This is a genomic window from Methanoculleus taiwanensis (assembly GCF_004102725.1).
Taxonomy (GTDB): domain Archaea; phylum Halobacteriota; class Methanomicrobia; order Methanomicrobiales; family Methanoculleaceae; genus Methanoculleus_A; species Methanoculleus_A taiwanensis.
In genome coordinates this window covers 1-22,469 of record NZ_LHQS01000004.1, presented here as the reverse complement: position 1 = coordinate 22,469, position 22,469 = coordinate 1, and the positions used below count along the sequence as shown (strand labels likewise).

The window sequence follows — 22,469 nt, the reverse complement described above, 5'->3', positions numbered from 1 at the left end:
CCTCCGCCCGTATTCGTGGGGTGCGACCTGGCTCTGCTCCGATGCCTTCCTCACTCTTTTGAAAAATATAGTTTTCTCTCGGTGCGGGGCTAAATCATGTAACCGGGCAACTCAGTTTCATTCTGTTGCCGATTATATCCATCTTCCGAGATGGGTGCGGCCGGAACGGACGGTAACTCGTCCTTCAGCGGCGCTGCTATCCCGGCACCAGAATACCTCCCCTTTCTGTGCCGTAGAAATTGCAGACGTTAGAAATAGTTATCAGTTCTGCGTCCATCTCCTGTATCTGTGTTCAAGCCCTCCCGCTACCTCGCCCGGATCATGGGCATCGATACCGTCCAGCGGCAGAGCCTCATCAGTTTCAGCTCGACGATAGGAGTCACTGCTGTGGGCTTCCTCTCGACAATGTACTTTGCCCATGCGGTCGGCCCGGCGGTGCTCGGCGCGTACTTCATCTTCGTCGCCTTCTTCGGCATCTTCGACCTTGTCGGGGACGGAGGGTTCGGCGGCGCCGTCATAAAACGGATCAGCGAGGGCAAGGAGCAGAACGAGTACTTCTCGGCCTTCGGAGTCCTGCGAATCCTTCTCCTTGTCGTCTCCGTAGCAGTGCTCCTGCTTCTCGAACCGTTTCTCGTCGATCTCACCTCGGCGGGAGTCTTCTCCTGGCTGATTGCAGCTCTCTTTGTCAGTGTCTTTACGAGCACGGTCTCCTACAGCGTCTATGGGAGCGGAAAGGTCGGGGTCTACCAGCTCAGTGGGCTTTTCAACAATGTACTCCGGATCGGTCTGCAGGTCCTCGCGGTCTTCATCGGTTTCGGGGTTGCAGGGCTGGTCGGCGGGTTTGTCGCCGGCCTGCTCGCGGCCGGTCTCTTCAACCTGCGCTTCCTCGATCTCCGTCCGGCGCTCTTCGAGTGGCGGCACCTCTCAAGCCTTCTCTCCTTCTCAGTCTGGACATTTCTGAGCTCGAGCGGGTATCTCGTCTTCACTTATGCTGACACCGTCCTGATCGGCTACTTCATGGCTGACGCAGATGTCGGTATCTACCGCGTCGCTCTCCAGCTCACCACTATCGCAACCTTCATCACGATGGCGCTCCGTATCACGCTCTTTCCGCGGATGAGCCACTGGGCGTCGCACGGAGAGCATGACTCCATCGCCGCTTCGCTCACCCGGGCGTTCACGTACTCGCTCCTCCTCGCCGTCCCGGTGCTCGCCGGGGGGTGGCTGCTCGGCGAACGGCTCCTCTACTTCTTCTACGGAGCATCCTTCGCCGCCGGGACACCGGCGCTCGCCATCCTGCTCGTCGTTCAGGTGGCGAACGTCTTTATGTTCCTCCAGACGATGACCCTGAACGCCCTCGACCGACCGAAGGACTCCTTCCGGGTGACGGCCGTCGCTGCGGTCGTCAACATCGGCTTAAATATCGCCTTCATACCGCTGCTCGGGATCGTCGGGGCTGCCGTCGCCACGCTCGTCACGATGGTGTTGAATGCAGGTCTCGCCTACCGTGCCCTCTCACGGGTCATGCCGGTCGGGGTTGAACGCCGCCCCGTCGGAAACATCGTTGCGGCTACCCTCGTCATGGCCGGGGTTATCGGCCTGTATACCCTGTTCGTCCCGCTGACGAACGTCTTGACTGTCCTCGGAGCCGTACTCCTCGGCGGAGGGGTCTACAGTGTCGTGCTGCTCCGCATGGATCGGAGTATTCACGACGAACTTAAAGATCTGACGCTGAAACTCGGCCTCCCCTGGCCGGCTTCGCTCTGATGCCGTCCTCCTCGAGACACGCATGGACGGCGGCAATGATTCCGTCAATCTCCCCCTGGTTCATCATGACGCGCACCGGGATGATTGCTTTTGTCTTTTTGGTGATCCTTGCTGCGAGGTCGTCCGGACTCATCGTCAGCGTCTCATCGATCCCGGTGACGACGGGAACAGCCCCGCAGGCTACGATCGCTTCGACCGTGGCAACAAACGTGTAGCTCTGCGTGATCACCTCGTCCCCGCTTCCGACGCCGAACGCCTTGAGGGCGACCGCGAGCGCCGCTGTGCCCGAGGTGACTGCAAGTGCATGGCGGACGCCCATCTTTCGGGAAAATGCCTGTTCGAACTCCTCAACACGGTAAATGCCCCTCCGTTGCTCGTCGTCTCCGAAACAGGCGAGTACACTCCCCCGTTCGAAGACGTCGCGAACCGCGCCGAGTTCTTCTTCTCCTATCAGTTCGTACCCCGGCATGGTGCTCTCCCCTGGCGAGCATTACCTTGGCAGGCGGCACTTGTGTATGATAAAGGTTTGATAGAGGGGCTGCAGCTCGGGATTGGCGGTGAGAGGGATGAAAGACCTGAAAAAAAGGTATATCAGTGTTCGATCTTGCGGATATGATCGTATGCGTTCTCTGCGAGTTTCTCCCTGCCCTGCAGCTCGGCGATATCCCGTATGGCTTCGAGCATGTGGACGGAGTCCTCGAGGTAACTTAAGATGTCCGCCGGATAGAGATCGATCCCGTACTCATCGAGTAAGTGTGCGCTGATCTGCCGGTGATCGAGGCCGAGCTCACGAAGCTCGATGATATGTTCGGCAAACTTTCGTTCAGGACAGCCGCAGAGGGGCGAACCTTTGCAGGTGCAGCCGAGGAACTCCTCGAAGAATGCGAGGAGTTGTGTACGGAGCGCCCGATCGAGATGCTCGTAGTTGATTGCCGTCCCCACCGCCTCGAGGAAGCCTCCGGAGAAGGCTTTGTCCGGGAGGCGAAACCCTGCTGCCCTCTCAAGCCTTCGTGCGGCGCGAAATCTGGCTTTGTCCGATATCACGACGCTTCTCCGGGCTCCTCGTCGAACTTGCTTAACGATTTTACAGCGTTGGCCATCGTGTCGATCTCGATGAGCCATTCCTCAAAGAGTGTCGGGTTCTCCATGTCGTCCTTGATGTAGCGTGCACAGCAGGTTGCCCCGTCGATGACGCTTGCTCCGATCTGGGCGGCGATCTCAAGCCCCTCCTCGAGGTCATCCTCACCGAGCGCCTTGCCTTTCTTGACCAGTGACTTGATGTCGGTCTCGTAGCCGCCATCGAGGTATTTCCGGCAGGAGGTGAAGAGCACGAGCAGCGTGAGCTGCAGTGAGCCGACGATCTCCTCGAGTTCTCCTTCGGGAAGACCGGTCATGACGATCAGTTCTACATCATCGAGTTTCTCCTTCGCTTCCTCCGCCGTGAACCGCCCGTTTTGGTAGAGGCGGATGATCTTCAGCACCGAGATGGTGATATCTTCGGTGAAACTATAGAGTACCTGGAGCCCTTCGGAGACGTCTTCGTCCTCCTGCGCCTCGAAGCTCGCCTGCTCGAGTGATTGTATCCAGTTATTCCAGCGTTCCTGATTGTAAAAAATATAAAAGAGCTTCATCGGCTCTGCTTCAGTGGTGCTCTTCTTCCTAGCCATGTTAGTACACATTTCGGTCTGCCTCTGTTAAAATTATTTTCTATAGCACCGGTTCGGGGAGTTTTCCGCATTTTTCCCAACATTCATGTAGATCGAGCGAGCATACAGAGAGCAGATGGCGATGCTTGAACGGCTTGATGAGGTGCTGAAATCCTACGGACCCTTTGCGGTCGCGCTCTCCGGCGGAACCGATAGTTCGGTGCTCCTCGCGTATGCACACGGCCTCGGGCTCCGGGTCATGGGGATCAGCGTCGATACCGGAATGAGCCCACCCGGAGAGCTTGAAGCCGCAGAGAGGCTCGCCGCCGGACTCGGCGTGCCGTACACTCTCGTCCGGCAGGAGATGCTGAGCATCCCGGAGGTGCAGGAGAATCTCCCGAACCGCTGTTACGTATGCAAGCGGGAGATGATGCGGGCGATCATCCGTGAAGCGAAACGCTATGGCTATATGGTCGTCGCCGACGGAACCCATGCAGGCGACCTCCCCGGAGATAGGCCGGGTATGGCGGCGCTCCGGGAGCTCGGCATCGTCAGTCCCTTTGCGGAAGTGGGTATGGATAAGGACGATATCGTCACTCTTGCTGCAGTTCTCAAGATCCCGGTACACCCACCCTCGTCCTGCCTCGCCACCCGCATACCGGCAGGCAGTCCCCTCACCCGGGAGTGCCTCGAGATGGTGGGACGGGCTGAAACACTGCTCCGCGGCGTGGTGGCCGGCATGCTCCGGGTGCGGTGCGTCGGCAGGCGGGCGTTCATCGAGGCCGACCCCGCGGAGCATCCGCTCATACTGCCGCTTCTCCCGGAGATCAAGCGCCTCGGCTTTACGGATGCCGTCCTTGTTCCCGGCGGTTACCGGCAGGGAGGTGCCGACGCATGGAAGCGGTGATGGTGCGTTACGGCGAGCTCTTTCTCAAGAGCGAACCGGTTAAAAGGCGGTTTATTGCAGCTCTTGCGAAGAATATCCGCCTTGCCCTTGAGGCCGCGTCGATCTCCCACCGGATCGAGACGCCCCGGGGCAGGGTTCTGATCTTCGGGGAGGATGCGAGAGCCATTGCCGACATCACAAGCAGGATCTTCGGCGTTGTGGGCGTCAGCATCTGTTCGGTGACGACCCCCGATATCGAAGGGATTTCGCGTGCAGCAATCGAGCGTGCGGAGGGGCGCCTCAAACCCGGTATGACGTTTGCCGTCAGAGCCCGGCGCTCGGGCGTGGAGGGATTCACCAGCCAGGAACTGGCAGGAGCGGTCGGCTATGCCGTCGGGCAGCGGTTTCCCGAAGCGTCGGTGAACCTCTCCGACCCCGATTACGAGATCTTTGTAGAGGCGAAAGAGTTCGGCGGGCTCGTATACGATTCAAGGCAGGATGGGCCGGGAGGACTCCCTCTCGGAACACAGGGGACGGTCATGACGCTGCTCTCCGAAGGGATCGACTCGCCGGTCGCGTCCTGGCTGATGATGAGGAGAGGGTGTGCGATGGTGCATCTCCATATGCGGAGCGGACGGTTCGGCGGCAGCGACGTGGAGGAGACGGTCTTCCGGCATCATGCGGAGCTCTCCCGATGGACTCCGGGGCACCCTCTCGACCTTCTTACCGTTGATATGGAACCGTTCTTTGAGGCGCTCGTGCAGCTGAAGGAGCCACGGTACCGGTGCATCCTCTGCAAGCGGTTCATGCTGAAGGCAGCAAGCGAGGTGGCGGAGAGGCGGGGAATCTATGCGATCGTCAACGGTGACAACCTCGGGCAGGTGGCCTCCCAGACCCTTGCGAACATGGCGGTGGTTGCGCCTGCCGCTACGATACCGGTGCTCCGCCCGCTGCTTGGGTTCGACAAGGAGGAGATTGTCGATCGTGCAAAGATGATCGGGACATTCGATTCCGTCCAGGGAGATCTCGGGTGCAGTCTCGCTCCGAAACACCCGTCGACCGCGGCGCGGATTGAGATCATCGAAAGGATTGAAAAAGAGATTCGGATGGATGAGCACGTTGCAAGAGCCGTCGAAACGGTTCGGTGCAGGCGTGCTCTGAACGGCGAACTCGTGGAGCTCAGCTGACGGAGAGGTTGTTCTCCCGGGCAACCTCCACGAACGCGTTCGCAACGTGGTCTGCCTGTTTCTCCGTAAGCCCGTAGGTGTTGAACTTCCAGACCTTGGTCGAGCCGGGTATGACCCCGGTGATTCCCCGCTTCTTTAAGTCGTTCGAGAGGAAGAAACCCCGTTTTTTATGCACCTCTGCAACTTTGTCAAAGGAGTTGCGGGTATCGATACGGGTCAGCGTGTGGGTGCGCGGATAGTCGGAGAGGACCCGTGTCCCCTCGATGGAGAGGAGCGCATCGACGATGCGGCGGGAGCGTGCTACTTCCGTATCCCAGTGTTTCACCCGTTCCCTGACGTGGGGGAAGGATGCCATCATCCCGATGACGGTGACTCCCATGAGGGTGCATCCCATCATCTCGACCTCTTTTATCCCGAACGTTCTGGCGGTGATGTCGCCTTTTGACCGGGTAGTCCGAAAGACCCGTTCTGCATGCTCGGCGGTCGTCGCGACGAGACCCGACGGGGCGGGTGCGGCCATGCTCTTGTGCCCGGAGCCGATCACGAAGTCGACACCGAGGTCTTTGCCGTCGATCGGCATGATCCCGACCGAGTATGCCCCGTTGAGAAGGATAGGGATGTCGTACTGATGGGCGACTTTCGCGATTGCTTTTGCATCGTGGACGTTGCCGTACTGGTAGTCGACGTGGTCGAGGAACATGAGCGGGGGTGCGCGTTTGAACTCGTCGATCACATCTTCGATTCTTGCTGCAACGGCATCCGGGGTGATGTGGTTCTTCTCGTCCTTCGGGATCTCCCGTGGAATGCCCCCGGCCTGTTCTACGGCTATAAACTCCGTATAGTGGGCGAGAGACGTGAGGAGAACGGGGTCGCCTTTCTCGACATACGTACTTGCAACCGCCTGGAATCCCCGACGGGCTCCCGGCACGACGCGCACCTGATCCATATTCAGCCATTCTGCAAGGTCGGTATGGAACTGTGCAATCGGGGGTTTTTTGATATAGTCCAACCTGAACGGTTTCTGGCAGGCGTCACAGACCGAATATCCGTCTCCGTAGGCGATCGCCGCCTTCATGGCATCGGGAGTAAGTCTGCCCCCTGCCTGGATCGGGTCGATGTTGATGAACAGCTCTTCGACGTCGCGTACGTCGATATCGATTGCGCACTTCATCGGATCAACTCCTCCTCGACGATCGCGATCTGCCGCTTTGTCTTTTCGATATACGTAGCGGCCCGCTGTCTCTGCTCGTCGTCCATAGCGTGATCCGGAGCGGTCTCACGCATGAGCGCCCGGAGATCCGATAGGTTGAACAGCGCCTGAAAAATTGCATCTACGGCCCGTCTGGACAAAATATCACCATACTAATATCAGCTATGATATATAGATAGATCTGACAGAACCTCGGCCGAAACCTCAATACATTCGCCCTCCGGTCGTCAGGGTTTTAACTGCAGGAGACAGGTGATAGATCGGGCATGAGAATCGTTCATATTGCGGATACGCACCTCGGGCTCTCGGCGTTCAATAAGATAAACCCTGAAACCGGGATGAATTTACGGGAACAGCTGATATACGATAATTTTCTTGCTTCGGTCGATCAGATTGTCCGGCAGCGGCCGGACGTAATCGTGCATGCGGGCGACCTCTTTCACCAGGTCAAGCCCAAGACCCGTGCCTACACGACCGTCCTTGAAGCGCTCAGGAGGCTCGAAGAGGCGGGAATTCCCTTTGTCGTCATCGCCGGGAACCACAGCATGGCGAAGACCCGCCACACGACATCCCCGCTCGAGGTGCTGGAGTACCATACCGCCGAGGTCCATGCCGCGTACCGGCATCAGTACCACCGGGTCGAGATCGGTGATACGGTCTTTCACCTGATCCCCAATATGCTGCAGACGAGCGGGTACCGGGAGGCGTTCGACGCGATTGAGTTTGGAACCGGAAAGAACGTCCTCGTTACGCACGGCCTTGCAAGCGCTATCAAGGACCGGCGGCTGCAGACGGTGGCGGAACATGAGATCGATGCCACGATCCTCTCTGACCGGTTCGACTACATAGCGCTCGGCCATTACCACGCCCAGAGCCAGGTTGCCGACAACGCCTGGTACAGCGGCTCTCTCGAGTACTGCACCTACGGTGAGATCCGGGATACGAAAGGTGGGCTGCTCGTCGATCTTGATGATCGGAGTGTGCAGCATATTGATCTTGCACGCACCCCGATGGTCGATCTCGGCAGGATAAACTGCGACGGGCTTGCTGCAAAGGATATCCTCGAGGAGATCGTCGATCTCATCTCGAAGAGCCATATGCCGAACGGGGGCATGTGCCAGATCACTCTCGACGGGGTGCTCCGGGAGACGTTGCGGGGACTCGATCAGCGGGCACTCAATGATCTGCGCAGCGGCCTTCTGGATCTGAAGTTTCGGACCATTGCTGCCGAAGATCCTTCACCGGTCTTTCGTGAGCAGAGCCTCGCGGGTGTGGACTACGTGGAGGAGTTTCAGCGGTTTGTGGAGATGCAGCACCTGAATGAGACCCAGGAGGCGTATGTGAAAGAGAAGGGCGGCGGGATCCTGCGGTCGGTGATCGCCCGGCAGAGGGAGGCGAACGATGCTTCTTCATAGGCTTGTCATGCGCAACTTCAAACGCTATTGCGATCAGGAGATCACCTTCTGCGACGGGATAACCGGTATCGTCGGGAATAACGGTGCCGGGAAGAGCAGCATCATAGAGGCTATCCTCTTCGCACTCTACGGGCTGCAGGGAACGGGTCTCGATGGGAGTTACATCGTCAGCGCATTTGTCGACCGGCAGGAGCCATGCGAGGTCAGGCTCGACTTTTCCGTAGCCGGGAATGAGTATAGCGTTGTCCGCAGATTTCGGAAGCGTCCGTCTTCGACGTTGCATGAAGCGCGCCTTTTTCTGAATGGGAGACCGTTCGGTGAGTACGCCGACGGCGTGCAGAATGTTCTGCTCGGAGTCCAGCGCGTGATCGGCATGGGGCCTGCCGACTTCAAGAACACTATCTATGCAGGCCAGAAGGATCTCCTCTCGCTCCTCGAGAGCCGCCCGGGGTCGAGAAAGGACTGGTTCATGCAGGTGCTCGGCATCGAGTACCTCAAACGGGACAGCATGGAAGAACTCAGGAGGCTCATCGACGGGTGCGAAAAGAAGCTCTCCAATCTGACCGGAAGGCTTGAAGAACTCGATGCTGAGGCTGTCCGGGACAGATTGCTCTCGTTGCAGAGCGACTACGAAGCGGCTGAGCGTGCGATCCGGAGAGCCGGTGAAGAGCGGACAGCGGCAGGAGAGCGGCGGGACGAGGTGCGGGAAGAACTGGGCCGCCTGCTCAAAGTCCGTGAGCAGTATCTCCAGTTCGGTGCCGAAGAGTCGCGGCAGGCAGGGGAGCTCGAGCGGATCCTTCTGGAGTGCCGTGAGATTGAAGAGGAGATCGCGGAAAACGAAGCACACCGCGAGGAGATTGCCCGTCTTGCCGAAACCGCCGGCCGCTATGAGGAGGCGGAGGCGGGTGTTGCCGGATATGCGGAGAAGAAGGCATGCGTAGAGCGGATCGAACTCGAATGCGCACAATGGCATGATCTTATCGGACAGCACGAGGCACGGCGGCAACGAATCGTCTCGGATCTCGAATCGCTCCGGCAGTGTGAAGAGCGGCAGAACAGCCTTGAGCAGGAGATCGCAAGAAGGCGGGTTCTCCTTGACCGCCTTGACGATCTGAAGGCGATCGAGCCGGAGTATGTGCGCCTTCAGGACGATCTTTCACGTCTGGACGAGCGGTTTTGCGTGGTGGAACGGCGTGTCGTCGAGATCAGGGGCGAGATCGAAGTGGTTGAGGAGCAGCAGCGGCGCCTCGAGGAACTCGAAGCGGCACTTGAGGAGTACGGCGACTGCTGCAGTCGCGATGATCTCCTCGCGCGGGCCGCCGTCTTCGCCCGACAGCAGATGCTTTGCCGGCGGGAGATGGACGACCTTGCGGCGCAGGTGAGCGAGATCGATGAGCGGATTGGGGCGCTATCGGGCAGTCGTGCCGCTCTGGATGACCTGGAAGGTCAGGTTTCCGCCCTCACGTGTCGAAAGGAAGAACTGTTGTCCGTCGTTTCGTCGTGCATTGCACGTAAAGAGGCTATCTGTCGGGAAATTGAGAAGATTGCCCGTAACCGTGACGAACTCACCCTCGCCGGAAGGGAAGGGAGATGCCCGACATGCTACCAGCATCTCGGGGATCGGTATGAGGATCTCCTCGGCGAGCTCGCAGAGACTGCTACGTCGCTCAAGGCCTCTCTGGCGGCAGTGGAAGAGAGCCGTGCCGGTGCTGCCGCCGAGCAGTTGTGCATACAGAGGGATCTCGCAGACCTCGACGAGCAGCGCCGGCAGCATGAGGAGATCTTGAGCGCGCTGGCACTCGAGAGTTCTCGCCGGCAGGATCTGATGAGCCGCCTTCTGAAGTGGCAGAGTGAGTATGCGATTCACGATGCCGCCATTCGCGAACTCGGTCTTTTGCGGTATGATGCCGATGAACACGAGATCGTAAAGCAGCGAAGGGCAGCACTCGAACAGCAACGGTCGCGTGCAGATACGCTCCGGGGTATCTGCAGTTCTCTTCCGGCACTCCGAAAAGAGCGCAAAGAATTGATCACCGAGGTTGAAGGGCACCTTGCCCGAAAGGAAGTGCTCGAAGCCGCACTCCGGTCACTCGGTTTCGACCCGGTCGAAAAGAAGCGGCTTGAGGAGGAACGGGAGAAGCTCGAAGGGCTGCATCGGGAGTATACCCACAATCAGGCACTCCTTTCCCGGAAACCGAAGTACTGTGAGGAATGTGAGGAGCTCGACGCACGGATCGAGAGCCTGAAGCGGGCGATACGGGATCGCGAGGAGGAACGAGTGCAGCTGGCGTATGATCCCGCCCGGCACCAGTTCTTGCTGGAGCTGTACCGCCGTGCCGGGGATGCACGCCGGCGGGTGCTCGAGCTCGAGGTGCGGATGGAGGAGATTCCCCGCCTCCGGAGCAGGCTCGAGAAGAGACTGGCCGAAGCACGCCAGTGCGAAGCCGAAATCCTCCGGATCCGGCAGGAACGTGCTCTGCTCGGGTTTGACGACCGGCAGGTCGCGGCTGCTGAAGAAGCCCTTGCCAGGGCAGAGCAGGAGCTGCAGACCTGCATCGAAGAGCAGAACCGGATAGCAATCGGGATGCAGCAGACCGAGCGGGATATCGAACGGTTCCGCCAGGTTCTCTCCCGGATCGGTGAACTTGTCCGGTCAAGCCAGGGGCTCCGGGAGGAGATCGAGCTCTTGCGCCTGACCCGCAAGGTCATCGGCGACTACATCGTCTATCTCCTGCAGGTTGTCAGGGATCGGATCGAGGACGAGGCCGGTCGTATTCTCGGGGAGATCACGGACGGCCGCTACGATACGGTGATGCTCGACGATGACTTTGCCGTTCTGGTGCATGATATGGGCGAGGACTACCCTGCCGACAGGTTCAGCGGAGGAGAGCAGGACGATATCGCCATATCCCTCCGCATCGCTCTCTCACGATTTCTTGCGGAGGTCAACGAGATGCACGACAGTACGTTCCTGATCTTCGACGAGATCTTTGCAAGCCAGGACGAGGGGCGGCGGAGCAATCTGGTGCGGGCTCTCAGGACGCAGGAGAGCTACTTCCCGCAGATCTTTCTCATCTCGCATATCACCGAGGTGCAGGACGAGTTCTCGTCGACGCTGATGGTGGAGATGGGCGCCGACAGGACGAGCCGTATCCGGGAGATACGTTGATGGACCTGCACGGGGAGTACCGGGAGTCGGTGGCGAGGCTCGCCGGACGGATCAGGGAGTATGCACCGGCGGATATCATTGACCGGTTCGCGAGAGTCAGCCGATTCGATCCTTCATCGTTCCTGACCTGCCCATCCGGGTTTGAGGGAACTGTCTGCGCGGTCGACGGGAGCAACGCCCTTCTCCTCGACGCAGGAAGTTTTTCGGCGGCGGTGGTTCGGGCATCGGCAAGTTCGTACCGCGGCGGGGTGCGGCACGGGAGGGCGACAACACCCATGCACCTCGTCGCCGTACACCCGGATGGGTGCAACGACGAGTTTGAAGCGCTCTTCTCGGACTGTTTCGCATCTTCGCCGAAAGCGCTGCTTTACCACGACGACCCGCTCCAGAACGCCGCCGTGATGCGCGATACCCTCGAGTACTGGGTAGCGCTGGAGATGGCCGGGACACTCGATGCCGGTGATCTGATTCTGATCGACGGTACCTTGCGGGTCAGCCATGCCAGCCACGATGAGATCCTGGTCCGGCTGATGAACCTCTGCAACCTCCGCGGTATTCTCCTGGCTGCGGTCACGAAACGTACCTCGCTTACCTGGGGAGGCGGGTACCCGATCGTCCCTGCGGCCGAGGGGCTGGCGAAGAAGTATGGAGTTCCCGAACCATGGTTCGTCCGTGTATCGGGGCTCGAGGCCATCCTCGACCGCCAGCAGTCACGTCCCTGGAAGCAGCGTGGCGACCAGTATATTGCACGACTCCATCACCGTTCCCAGAGAGCGTTCAAGGTCGAACTCCCCCGCTACGACAGCTGTGAGACGGTGGCGACGGTATTCTCGGGCCTTGCCGCCTATGCCGATGACGGGAGGATCACCGGATACCCCTACCCCCTCCTGGATGCACATCTGACGACGAAGATAGGGAAGGATGCCGTCGATCAGATACGCCAGGATCTCATGCGGGGGATGGCCGAGCAGGGCATGAGCCACCGCGAGTATGTACGCCTCTTTGGAGATTACCATGACGAGTTTGATCGATATTAACCTGAACGATACCTCGAAGTACCGCCTGATCGGGGATCGGGTGCTCAGCTACCGCTTCGCAGTTCCTCACGATGAGGAGTTCTACATCGGGGACATCCTGAAGATCACCGATACGGTCAAGGGACTGGTCTTCTTTGCGAAAGTGAGCGATCTCATTCACGACAGCAACTTCTCCGACCCGCGGTGGGATACACGCCCCCATACCGAACACTTCTACGGTCTTGGAGAGGACGTCTACATTCTCGTCGAGGCGCTGCCGCTTGGCTATGTGGGAGACGACGAGCGCTTTCGAAAGCCCCGGACGATCCCGGCGAAGTTTGCGCGGGTCGAACGGCCGAGCGCAGAGGACTTCCACTTCCTGCGGCAGGTGATGGGAGAGATCGAGGTCGGCGTGATGAAGAGCGGCCAGGGTGTCCTGCAGGATGTGAAGGTCTCTCTCCACGCAGCCGTCATGCGCCAGCACATGGGCGTTTTTGCAACGACCGGTATGGGGAAGAGTAATTTCATGAAAGTCTTCTGTGCATCCTGTATGGCTGCCAGACAGTTCGGCCTCCTGATCGTCGATCCCCACGGCGAGTACGTTGCGGGCGGTCGGTCGTCGAGCGGACTACCCACCAAGGGTCTTGTCCACTACCAGGCCGGGCGCGAGGGTCTCGCGGTCTTCACGATAGACGAATCGAGACGGAAGAAGTACGGCCTCAACCGCCTCTGGCTCGAGTACGATGACTTCAGGTCGCCGGATCTTCTGCTCCTGTACGAACACTCGGATGCCCAACGTGACGTCATCGAGAAACTGGAGAAGTATCCGGGCTCCGATGTTATCGGCTTTTTTGAGGAGAACGAGGATCTCTCCGACTTCGATGCCAACGCCTATACGGGGGAGTATCGGGATATTGCGTGGGATCTTCGAAATTTTTCAACGAAGACGCTCCCGGTGGTGCAGCGGCATGTCGAGAGTATGGTCTCCCGGAACCGGTCGTTTCTCCGTTCGAAGGGTTCGTCGATACCCGAGATCATCAAAGCGCTCCATGAAAACAAGGTTGTGCTGATTGATATCCCCCGGATGAGCGAACAGAGCGAACTCTTCGTTCTCTCGATACTCACCCGTGAGATTATGCGCCGCCACCAGGGGGAAGACGCAATGTGCGGGAGCGGCGGCGGGTCAGGCGAGCAGAAGCAGGTGCTGATAGCGATCGAGGAGGCACAGCGGGTACTCGGTTCCGGTGGTCAGAGCACCCGTATCTTCCGTGAATGTGCGATGGAAGGGAGAAAGTTTGGTGTCGGCATCTGCGTCGTGACCCAGCAGCCGAAGAATATCGATGCCCGTGTGCTTGCCCAGCTGAACACATTCGTCGTTATGGGGCTCTCGGACAGGGGCGACCGCGATACCATCGCCAGCAGCGCAAAACAGGATCTCTCACGCCTCGATACGGAGATTCAGACGCTCGAACCCGGTGAAGCGGTTATCAGCACGCTGCGTATTCCCTTCCCGGTGAGTACACGCATCCATCTCTTCGAGGAGTATATTGACGAACTTGGCAGAAAACCGGTCAGAAGGCCGATAGATGACGGGCTCGACACCAGCTTCTGAGATGTCGGCAGTAGAAGGGGGGATAATCTGTCGGGATCGGGTTGATCCGCGCTGGTCATTCCCCGGATAACACGGAGATCCTGATTCTGATCAGGATTATTTCTTTTTCTTTTCGGGAGCTGTCACTTCGGTGGTCTTCCGTATCGAGACGCAGTTTATGACCGCATCTCCGCTCAGGAGGTATCGCTTCACGACTGTTCCGAGCACCTCGACCTTATCGTTCACCTGTACGTCTTCCTGCGGATTGGTGAACATCTTCACCGATATCTCGCCGGTACGATCGGCAACGAGGTACTGCGGCCGGTTGAGGAACTGGAAATGCACCCGCTCCACGATGCCGACGATCCGAACCGGTTCGCTGAGCATGTTCAGGTTTATCTCCCTAATCCGGACATCTCTCGCCTCCTGTTCGTACATCGGAACCAGCGACGCATACTGCTGCTGGCTCATGTAGTTGAGTACTGCGGGAATGATCAGAAGCATTGCGAGAATCGGGACTCCCCAGATCAGGAGCGATGTCTCTCCCGTGGTGATGACCGTACCGAGTAAAATAATGGTGAAGATACCAAAAACGGCCAGTGATATGACCGATATCTTCACATTGATGTTTCCGATTTTCATCTGGTATCTCTTTTACTTCAGTGCTGCAATCTCCTTCCGGAAGGCGACCCAGTAGACGACACCGACGAAGAAGAGACCGCCGACGATGTTGCCGATGGTTGCCATGATGACGTTGTTCGTCCACATGGTCACCCAGGACAGGTTTGCAAGCTTGGCACCGATGTCGGCGATCTGCTCAGGGCTTAACATTCCGCTGACCATGATGCCGGTGGGGATGAAGTACATGTTGGCGACACAGTGCTCGAATCCGGTGGAAACGAAGGCCATGATGGGGAACCAGATTCCGAAGAACTTGCCGATCAGGTCGTCGGCACAGATACCCAGCAGCACTGCCAGGTTGACGAGCCAGTTACAGGCGATAGCCTTCAGGAAGAGCGACCACTGTGCGACTAAGCCTACGTAGGAGACCTTGCCGATGGCGATGTTCACGGCGGCGAGGCCGAAGGCATTGACGGTTGCTGCGCCTGCTGCATCGAAGCCTACGAGCGGGCCGTAGGCCATGATGTATGCGAACAGGAGGGAACCGATAAGGTTTCCGATGTATACCCAGACCCACAGGTTAAGCACGCTTACCCAGCTGATCTTGTGAATAAATGCAGCCATCGGGGCGAGCATCGCGTCACCGGTGAAGAGCTCCGCACCGGTCAGGACGATCATAATAAGCCCAACAGGGAAGACCGCACCGAGAATCAGCTTTGCGAAACCTGCACCAAGGAATGCCGCTACACCGGTACTACAGACCGTTGCAAGAGCACCGCCCATGGCGATGTATGATCCTGCCATGAGTCCACGGAGGAGCATATTCCATGCCGGCAGACCGGTCTTGTACTTACCGGCATCTGCGGCTTTTGCCACAATAGCAACTGGAGGATGGAACACCATTTTCTTTACACCTCTCTAAACGTCCTACCTATACCAGCGAGTAATTTTATCTGTATAGGTTCAAATTAGAGTAAATGGAGAATGCTATTAATATCTTTCGAATCGTGCACATCAGAAACGTGAATTTTCCCCGTTTCCCGCCCCCCGGTATACTTGTGGTAAACCTATTTTCATAAATAGTATCGAAAGGTTAATTACGTTCCTGGGTGCGTATTCTCCTACACGCAGATTCGGCTCATTTCTGAAGATGTTTGATGCGTACGAATCGATAGGCGCGCCCGTATTTTCTCGCGGTGATACGCGGGTATTCTGCATCTGCAACGTGGCTGGAATCGCTGTTCATAAGTGGAGGAGGGGCAAATGTGTACATAGGCATGCTGATTGAGACCGTCGTCACCCCGTATAAGAAGATCATCCTCATTGCCGTTCTCATTGGTGTTATATCCGGCATCGGGGCTCTCTTCTTTTTTGAGGGGCTAAAGATCGGAACCGCTTTTTTTATGGGAGATGTGGTGGGGTTCCACCTGCCTGAAGAAGGGCAGACCGTTGCGGATATAGCGCAGTGGGCGCCTCCGGATCATCTCTGGATGATTCTTCCCGTCATCTGCTTCGGAGGCCTTGTTTCCGGTCTGCTTGTCTATACCCTGGCACCGGAGGCTGAAGGACATGGGACCGATGCGGCCATCAGGGCATTCCATGGGAAAGGCAGAATGCGGTGGCGCGTTCCTCTCCTCAAGGCGGTTACTGCCATCCTGACCATCTCCACGGGCGGAAGTGCCGGGCGTGAAGGCCCCACCGCCCAGATCTCCGCGGGTTTTGGCTCAATCGCCGCCGACCTCCTGGGGCTCTCGGCGCAGGAGCGGCGAATAGCCATCGCGACCGGTGTCGGCGCCGGGATCGGCACGATCTTCATGGCTCCCCTCGGCGGAGCAATCCTCGCCGCTGAAATTCTGTATAAGCAGGATTTCGAGACCGAGGCCATTATCCCTGCATTCCTCGCTTCCGTCATCGGGTATGCCATATTTGGTCTTGTGGAGGGGTTTGAGCCGGTATTCGGTGCAGCGACGATCACCTGGAATGTTTACCAGATACCCCTCTTCCTCCTCCTGGGCGTGGTCTCGACCGCAGTCGGCCTCCTGTATATCTTTCTCTTCTACGGCACACAGCGGGTATTCAAAGACGTTTTCTCCCGCTACAACCTGCCGAACCACATAAAGCCCCTGATCGGGGCGTTTCTGACCGGCATACTCGTTATCGGTCTTGCGTCTCTCTCGCCGGATGCGGCGATCATCGGGTTTGCCAGCCTTGGAACCGGGTATGGCTTTGCACAGCTCGCGCTCTACAATATGCTCCCGCTCAGTGTGCTCCTTTTCCTCCCGTTCACGAAGATCCTGACGACATCATTCACCATCGGCTCCGGGGGGAGTGGTGGTGTCTTCGCCCCGGGTCTGATGATCGGGGGAGCGACCGGGGGTGCTCTTGGTTCGCTGCTCCACCTTCTCCTCCCCGGCCTCGTCCCACTCGAATCGGTACCGGCATTCGTCGTCGTCGGGATGATCGCTCTCTTCGGTGCGATCTCACATGCCCCGATTGCCGTTATGATAATGGTCGTAGAGATGACCGGCGACTTCTCCCTGCTCGTACCTGCGATGGGGGCGGTTTCGATTGCACATCTCCTGATCGGTGAATCAACGATCTTCCGCGAACAGGTCTTAACCCGGGCAGAGTCTGCAGCGCACCGGGACGAGTATACGATAGAGATCCTCGGTGATATCCGGGTGGGGGAGGTTATGGTGGCGCGTGACCGGATTGTGGCGGTCTCACCAGCCGATCCTGTGGGACGGGTGCTCCGGCTGATCGATGAGACCCTGCACACCGGTTTTCCCGTGCTGAATCAGGAAGGATCGCTCATCGGCATCGTGGCTACTCGGGATGTCAGGGGGGTGGACGGTCTCACTGCTGTTTGCGTTGAGGAGATAATGACGTCGCCGGTCGTAGCCGTACAGCCGACGGCTACCCTTGAAGAGGCACTGAGCACGATGATTCGGCATGAGATCCACCATCTCCCCGTCGTTTCTCCCGATGACGGCCGGGTACTCGTCGGCTTTCTCACGAGAACCGATATCATGAAGGCGTACGTCAGGCGTTCTGCGCAGATAGCCGGGCAGGAGTATCTTCCGGAGCAGACCGGCGGCCGGTTCACCCGTGAGGATGGAGGCGGGCACAGCCGGATCGGCCTCTAAAAAGTGTCAGGATTTGGTGAAGATATCGAAGATCTGGTCGCTGCCGGTTGCGTCAAGGCGCTTCCTTTCCGCTTTTTCGTCAACGAGTGCGAGGACAGGCGGCGTCATATCTTCGCCGGGGTGGAACCCGAAGAGTTCCTCGAGGTCGACCTGCAGGGCATGCATAAAGACCGAGTTTGAGATCTCCACCGGGCAGAGTTCCTCGCACTGGCCGCAGTTGACGCAGGAGTCGGAGATGTGGGTGAACCGGATCAGGTGGAACATAAACGGCGGCGGCACCTTCCCTGGTTCGACAAAGTAGTCTTGCTTTGTGCTGCAGTCCTGGCAGTAGCAGACCGGACAGTTCTCAATGCAGGAGTAACACTTGATGCAGCGGCTCGTCTCCTCCATAATCGTCTGGAGGCGCTCTTTCCCTTCCCCAAGTGCACCAAAGTAGCGCTCACGCCACGCATCACCGAGTTTGAGCATTGCGTTCTCGACCTTGCCGCGGATCGCGATCCCTTTCTCAGGTGGGGCTTCGGTCGCAAGAGCACCGGCGTTCACTGCTCCGTTCACGAGGTTTGCACCTTTTTCCGAGCCTATCTCGACGAACGTAGCGTTTCCTGCCTTGTCGCCGATGACACCCCAGTTTCCGCAGGCAAGATCGGCCTGCCGGGGTATCTTGATCTTGCAGCGGCGGCAGTTGGAACGGCGGCCGAGCCCCTCGTCACCGAGCAGGTTCTCGGCTCCCTCTTCGAGTTCGTCGATGGAGATGCCCTTGTGTTCGCCGTCTTTCGTGATGACGATGAACTTTCCTTTGTCGATCTCCTCCTTGACGACGTCGTCGGGATCGAGTCCGAGTTTCTCCCGAACGATGATTCTGGCCGTTTCCGGTCTGATTGTCCCGCCGCAGTTGAGACCGATCATGATGACGTTGTCGAGGTTAATCTGGTTGCGCTTGGCCATCTCGTACATCGCCTTTACATCGCAGCCTTTCAGCACCGCAGCCACTTTCATATCGGGCTCGACTGCGAGCAGACACCGTCTCATCTGTTTCGGGAGGAGGAGGGTCCCGCAGTGGAGCGATCCTGCCGCCCCCCCTATCTCCGCCGGATCGGTGATGAGCGTCGGTACCGCGTCATAGACGTCGGCACCTTTCCGGACGGCGAAGACCGCATCGACGGTGCCGCTTTCGAGGGCGTACTTCAGGAGAGCAGAGACGGCGCCGCCGGTCTCGGCCTTCTCCCGAAGGGTGTCGTCGGTCGTCCACGCATAGAGTAAATCGCCTTTTGCCGTCATCTTCAGGCCTCCGTAATCTTCTCTACCTTGACGGCACACGCCTTGAATTCGGGGATCTTGGCGATGGGATCGAGCGCGTTGTTGGTCAGGACGTTCGCCGCGCATTCCTTGTAGTGGAACGGCATGAACATCACCCCTTTCTTGATCTCACCGGTCACTTTCGCAGGCACATCGACGCTGCCGCGACGTGTGCTCGCCGTCACCAGTTCACCGTCCTTGATACCGAGTTGCTCTGCGTCCTCGGGATTGATCTCGATCCAGCCGGTCGGGGCCTCTTTCTCAAGGCTCCACGACCTCCGGGTCATAGTCCCGGTGTGCCACTGCCAGATGATGCGGCCGGTGGTGAGGACGAACGGATACTCCGCGTCCGGAACCTCCGCCGGTGGTTTCCACTCTATGGGTGAGAAGATGCCGAGGCCGTCGGGGGTGGCGAACTTCTCGGTGTGCAGGATCGGGGTTCCCGGGTGGTCAATGCTCGGGCAGGGCCAGTGGAGGCCGTCCGGGTCGAGGCGTGCGTAGTTCATCCCGTGGTAGGACGGCGTGACGGCGGCAATCTCGTTGAAGACCTCTTCCGGATCTGCAAAGGCGAACTGGTCGCCCATGCCCATCCGCCCGGCGAGTTCGCAGATGATCTTCCAGTCCTCTTTCGCCTCGCCGGGCGGTTCCTGGGCTTTCCGCAGCCGCTGGACGCGCCGCTCGGTGTTGGTCTGGGTGCCGTCCTTCTCGGCGTAGCAGGAGGCCGGAAGGACGACGTCGGCGAGCTCTGCCGTCTCGCTCATGAAGATGTCCTGGACGACGAGGAACTCGAGGTTCCCGAAGGCCTCCTCTACGTGGTGAAGGTCGGGGTCGGATAGCATGGGGTTTTCGCCCATGATGTACATGGCTTTGAGTTTGCCGGGTTCATCGGCAAGGACGTTTATCATCTCGGTGACGGTATAGCCGACTTTACCCTCCGCGATGCCGCAGCACCAGGCGCTCGCGAATTTCTTCTGGGCAGCTTCTTCGGTGACCTTCTGGTAGCCTGTGTAGACATTCGGGAGGCAGCCCATGTCGCAGGCGCCCTGGACGTTGTTCTGGCCACGGAGCGGGTTTACGCCGCCGCCGGCTTTGCCCATGTTGCCGGTGAGCATCATCAGGTTCGCGGTGGATTTGACGTTGTCGACACCGACGGTATGTTGGGTGATGCCCATCGAGTAGATCAATGATGCCACCTCGGCCTTTGCGATCCACTCGGCAGCGGTCTTGAGGCTCTCGACCGGGATGCCGGAGATCTTCGAGACGTTCTCGAGGCTGTAGTCCTCCTTCATGACGACTTCTTTCATCTTATCGAAGTCTTTCGTCCGTTTCTCGATGAACTCCTTGTCTTCCCATCCGTTCCTGATGATCTCCTGCATCAGGCCGTTCAGGACAGCGACGTCCGTACCTGAGGTGAACGGCATGTAGAGATCGGCCTGTTTGGCCGTCGCCGTGTCACGCGGGTCTGCATAGATAACCTTTCCGCCGTTCTCTTTCGCACGGATGATACTGCGTCCGATCAGGGGGTGCTGCTCGAAGGTGTTGCTGCCGATGATGAAGAGGCACTTCGATTCGGCGATGTCGCCGATCGAGTTCGTCATCGCACCGGAACCGAAGACGATTGCAAGGCCGGCGACGGTGGATGCGTGGCAGAGCCGGGCGCAGTGGTCGATATGCGGGGTCTTCAGGACGCTGCGGGCGAACTTCTGCATCAGGTAGTTCTCTTCGTTGGAGACACGGGCGGACGAGAGGCAGGCCATCTCCTCGGGCTTGTAGGACTTGAACTTCTGGGCGATCAGGTCGTAGGCCTCGTCCCAGGTTGCCTCGACGAACTGGCCGTCCTTCTTGATGAGGGGCCTGGTGAGCCGGTCGGGGCTGTTGATAAATTCGTGGGCGTAGCGGCCTTTCGGGCAGAGTTTGCCTCCGTTCACCGGGGCACGCTGCCAGTGTGCAGTGTCGACGACCCTGCCGTTGCGGACGACAAGATTGAAGCCGCACCCGGTGCCGCAGTACGGGCACGTCGTAGATACGTACTTGATATCCATGGCTGTTCCTCAACGCGAGGAACTACCCGTCTTGTAATATTTAATACCCGTGGTTTCTGCAAAAAATCCGATGAATAATAGTGGAAACTAACCGGGGGAAGCCGGGAGGGGGTCCCGGCCAGATCTGGTGCCGGTGATACCATGTGCCCCCATCCCCGAAAGCGCGAGGATGGGAAAATGGGTTGGTTTATTTGAAGATGTTGAAGATCTGGTCGTCGCCGGTGTCGTTTAAGCGCTTGCGCTCACTCTTCTCATCGACGAGTGCCAGAATCGGCAGGGTCATGTCAACACCGGGCTTCTGGCCGAACATCTCCTCGAGGTCGACCTGCAGGGCGTGCATGAAGAGTGCGTTCGGGATGTCCATCGCACAGAGTTCTTCGCACTGGCCGCAGTTGACGCAGGAGTCGGAGATGTGAGCGAACCGGATCAGGTGGAACATGAAGTCCGGGGGCACCTTGCCGGGCTCGACCATGTCGGCCTTCTTGGTGCTGCACTCCACACAGTAGCAGATCGGGCAGTTCTCGATACAGGCGTAGCACTTGATGCAGCGGCTCGTTGCCTCCATGATTGTCTGGAGACGGTCGCGTCCCTCGCCGAGGGCGCCAAAGTCGTGTGCACGCCACTTGTCGCCGAGTTTGAGCATCGCGTTCTCGACCTTGCCGCGGATCTCGATACCCTTTGCGGGTGCCGCTTCGGTCTTGACAGCGCCTGCTTTCTCTGCGCCGGAGAGGAGGTTCGCACCCTTCTCGGAGCAGACCTCGATGAAGGTTGCCTTGCCGGCCTTGTCGCCGATGACACCCCAGTTGCCTGCGGCAAGATCTGCCTGGCGGGGGACTTTCATCTTGCAGCGGCGGCAGTTGGAACGGCGGCCGTAGCCTTCCTCTTCGAGTTCGTCGATCGAGATGCCCTTGTGCTGGCCATCCTTGGTGATGACGATGAACTGACCCTTGTCGATCTCTTCCTTGACGACGTCGTCGGGGCTGATGCCGAACTTCTCGGTGATCATCTTGCGGGCGGAGACCGGGCTTACCGACCCGCCGCAGTTGAGACCGATCATGTAGACGTTGTCGAGGTTGACCTGGTTGCGCTTTGCAAGCTCGTAGAGACCCATTGCATCGCAGCCCTTCACCGGGACGGCGATCTTCATGTTCTTTGCTCCGTCAAAGTATTTCTTGAAGAGCTTTGAGAGCAGGAGCGTTCCGCAGTGGAGCGATCCGGAAGTCTCTGCAATCTGTGCGGGGTCGGTGATGAGCGTGGGGACGGCATCGTAGATGTCCTGTCCCTTCTTGATGGCAAGGACGGCGTCGACGGTGCCGCTCTCGAGGGCGTACTTCAGGAGAGCGGAGACTGCGCCTCCGCACTCGCCCTTCTCCTGGCAGGCGGCGTCGGCTGCCCATGCGTAGATCTTGTCGCCTTGTGCTGCCATATTCAGGCCTCCGTAATCTTCTCGACCTTAACGGCACATGCCTTGAACTCG

The 22,469-nt window shown here is 58.7% G+C and carries 18 protein-coding genes; 8 read left to right on the top strand and 10 right to left on the bottom strand.

The window, feature by feature from the left end; translation table 11 throughout:
• Positions 1 to 288: 288 nt before the first annotated feature.
• A complete protein-coding gene (locus ABH15_RS12695) occupies positions 289 to 1,767 on the top strand; it encodes a flippase (protein WP_128694874.1) in 1,479 nt (492 codons plus the stop codon).
• Here ABH15_RS12695 and ABH15_RS12690 read toward each other — a convergent pair.
• The 3 genes from ABH15_RS12690 to ABH15_RS12680 form a co-directional block, all read right to left on the bottom strand.
• Positions 1,718 to 2,236, bottom strand: coding sequence for an aminotransferase class I/II-fold pyridoxal phosphate-dependent enzyme (locus ABH15_RS12690; protein WP_128694871.1), 519 nt, complete (start codon positions 2,234 to 2,236; stop codon positions 1,718 to 1,720). The genes ABH15_RS12695 and ABH15_RS12690 overlap by 50 nt on opposite strands.
• Positions 2,237 to 2,358: 122 nt before the next feature.
• Complete coding sequence (locus ABH15_RS12685) at positions 2,359 to 2,811, bottom strand: DUF5814 domain-containing protein (protein ID WP_128694868.1); 453 nt, start codon at positions 2,809 to 2,811, stop codon at positions 2,359 to 2,361.
• Positions 2,808 to 3,434, bottom strand: a complete 627-nt coding sequence (locus ABH15_RS12680; protein WP_164913757.1) for a DUF2150 family protein — start codon at positions 3,432 to 3,434, stop codon at positions 2,808 to 2,810. The genes ABH15_RS12685 and ABH15_RS12680 overlap by 4 nt, the downstream gene beginning before the upstream one ends.
• Before the next feature lie 115 nt (positions 3,435 to 3,549).
• Here ABH15_RS12680 and larE point away from each other — a divergent pair, with 115 nt between their 5' ends.
• Both larE and thiI read left to right on the top strand, forming a co-directional pair.
• Positions 3,550 to 4,320 (top strand): ATP-dependent sacrificial sulfur transferase LarE, encoded by a 771-nt coding sequence (gene larE, locus ABH15_RS12675; RefSeq protein WP_128694865.1) that lies wholly within the window; start codon positions 3,550 to 3,552, stop codon positions 4,318 to 4,320.
• A complete protein-coding gene (gene thiI, locus ABH15_RS12670) occupies positions 4,308 to 5,486 on the top strand; it encodes a tRNA uracil 4-sulfurtransferase ThiI (RefSeq protein WP_128694862.1) in 1,179 nt (392 codons plus the stop codon). Before larE ends, thiI begins: the two co-directional genes overlap by 13 nt.
• Here thiI and pscS read toward each other — a convergent pair.
• Both pscS and ABH15_RS12660 read right to left on the bottom strand, forming a co-directional pair.
• The gene (gene pscS, locus ABH15_RS12665; RefSeq protein ID WP_128694859.1) at positions 5,479 to 6,657 is read right to left on the bottom strand and encodes an O-phospho-L-seryl-tRNA:Cys-tRNA synthase; all 1,179 of its coding nucleotides are present in this window, start codon (positions 6,655 to 6,657) and stop codon (positions 5,479 to 5,481) included. The genes thiI and pscS overlap by 8 nt on opposite strands.
• Positions 6,654 to 6,836 (bottom strand): hypothetical protein, encoded by a 183-nt coding sequence (locus ABH15_RS12660; RefSeq protein ID WP_128694856.1) that lies wholly within the window; start codon positions 6,834 to 6,836, stop codon positions 6,654 to 6,656. Before ABH15_RS12660 ends, pscS begins: the two co-directional genes overlap by 4 nt.
• 126 nt (positions 6,837 to 6,962) lie before the next feature.
• Between ABH15_RS12660 and ABH15_RS12655 the strand changes: the two genes are divergently transcribed.
• From ABH15_RS12655 to ABH15_RS12640, 4 genes are read left to right on the top strand one after another with little or no spacing between them, the layout of a single operon-like run.
• A complete protein-coding gene (locus ABH15_RS12655) occupies positions 6,963 to 8,111 on the top strand; it encodes a metallophosphoesterase family protein (protein WP_128694854.1) in 1,149 nt (382 codons plus the stop codon).
• A complete protein-coding gene (locus ABH15_RS12650) occupies positions 8,098 to 11,280 on the top strand; it encodes an AAA family ATPase (protein ID WP_128694851.1) in 3,183 nt (1,060 codons plus the stop codon). Before ABH15_RS12655 ends, ABH15_RS12650 begins: the two co-directional genes overlap by 14 nt.
• Positions 11,280 to 12,317 (top strand): DNA double-strand break repair nuclease NurA, encoded by a 1,038-nt coding sequence (locus ABH15_RS12645; RefSeq protein ID WP_128694848.1) that lies wholly within the window; start codon positions 11,280 to 11,282, stop codon positions 12,315 to 12,317. Before ABH15_RS12650 ends, ABH15_RS12645 begins: the two co-directional genes overlap by 1 nt.
• Complete coding sequence (locus tag ABH15_RS12640; RefSeq protein ID WP_128694845.1) at positions 12,295 to 13,908, top strand: ATP-binding protein; 1,614 nt, start codon at positions 12,295 to 12,297, stop codon at positions 13,906 to 13,908. Before ABH15_RS12645 ends, ABH15_RS12640 begins: the two co-directional genes overlap by 23 nt.
• Positions 13,909 to 14,004: 96 nt before the next feature.
• On the opposite strand, the gene ABH15_RS12635 is transcribed toward ABH15_RS12640, so the two are convergent.
• Both ABH15_RS12635 and ABH15_RS12630 read right to left on the bottom strand, forming a co-directional pair.
• Complete coding sequence (locus tag ABH15_RS12635; protein WP_128694842.1) at positions 14,005 to 14,529, bottom strand: nucleotide-binding protein; 525 nt, start codon at positions 14,527 to 14,529, stop codon at positions 14,005 to 14,007.
• Between the two features lie 12 nt (positions 14,530 to 14,541).
• Complete coding sequence (locus ABH15_RS12630) at positions 14,542 to 15,411, bottom strand: formate/nitrite transporter family protein (RefSeq protein ID WP_128694839.1); 870 nt, start codon at positions 15,409 to 15,411, stop codon at positions 14,542 to 14,544.
• Between the two features lie 374 nt (positions 15,412 to 15,785).
• Here ABH15_RS12630 and ABH15_RS12625 point away from each other — a divergent pair, with 374 nt between their 5' ends.
• Positions 15,786 to 17,654 carry a chloride channel protein gene (locus tag ABH15_RS12625; protein ID WP_128694838.1) on the top strand — a complete coding sequence of 623 codons (1,869 nt, stop codon included), beginning with the start codon at positions 15,786 to 15,788 and terminating at the stop codon, positions 17,652 to 17,654.
• A gap of 6 nt (positions 17,655 to 17,660) precedes the next feature.
• On the opposite strand, the gene ABH15_RS12620 is transcribed toward ABH15_RS12625, so the two are convergent.
• The 3 genes from ABH15_RS12620 to ABH15_RS12610 all read right to left on the bottom strand — a co-directional run bounded on the left by ABH15_RS12620 (position 17,661) and on the right by ABH15_RS12610 (position 22,418).
• A complete protein-coding gene (locus ABH15_RS12620; RefSeq protein ID WP_128694836.1) occupies positions 17,661 to 18,932 on the bottom strand; it encodes a Coenzyme F420 hydrogenase/dehydrogenase, beta subunit C-terminal domain in 1,272 nt (423 codons plus the stop codon).
• A gap of 2 nt (positions 18,933 to 18,934) precedes the next feature.
• Positions 18,935 to 20,992 (bottom strand): formate dehydrogenase subunit alpha, encoded by a 2,058-nt coding sequence (gene fdhF / locus ABH15_RS12615; protein WP_128694834.1) that lies wholly within the window; start codon positions 20,990 to 20,992, stop codon positions 18,935 to 18,937.
• A gap of 187 nt (positions 20,993 to 21,179) precedes the next feature.
• On the bottom strand, positions 21,180 to 22,418 hold the full coding sequence (locus ABH15_RS12610) for a Coenzyme F420 hydrogenase/dehydrogenase, beta subunit C-terminal domain (RefSeq protein WP_128694832.1): 1,239 nt from the start codon (positions 22,416 to 22,418) through the stop codon (positions 21,180 to 21,182).
• Between the last annotated feature and the right edge of the window lie 51 nt (positions 22,419 to 22,469).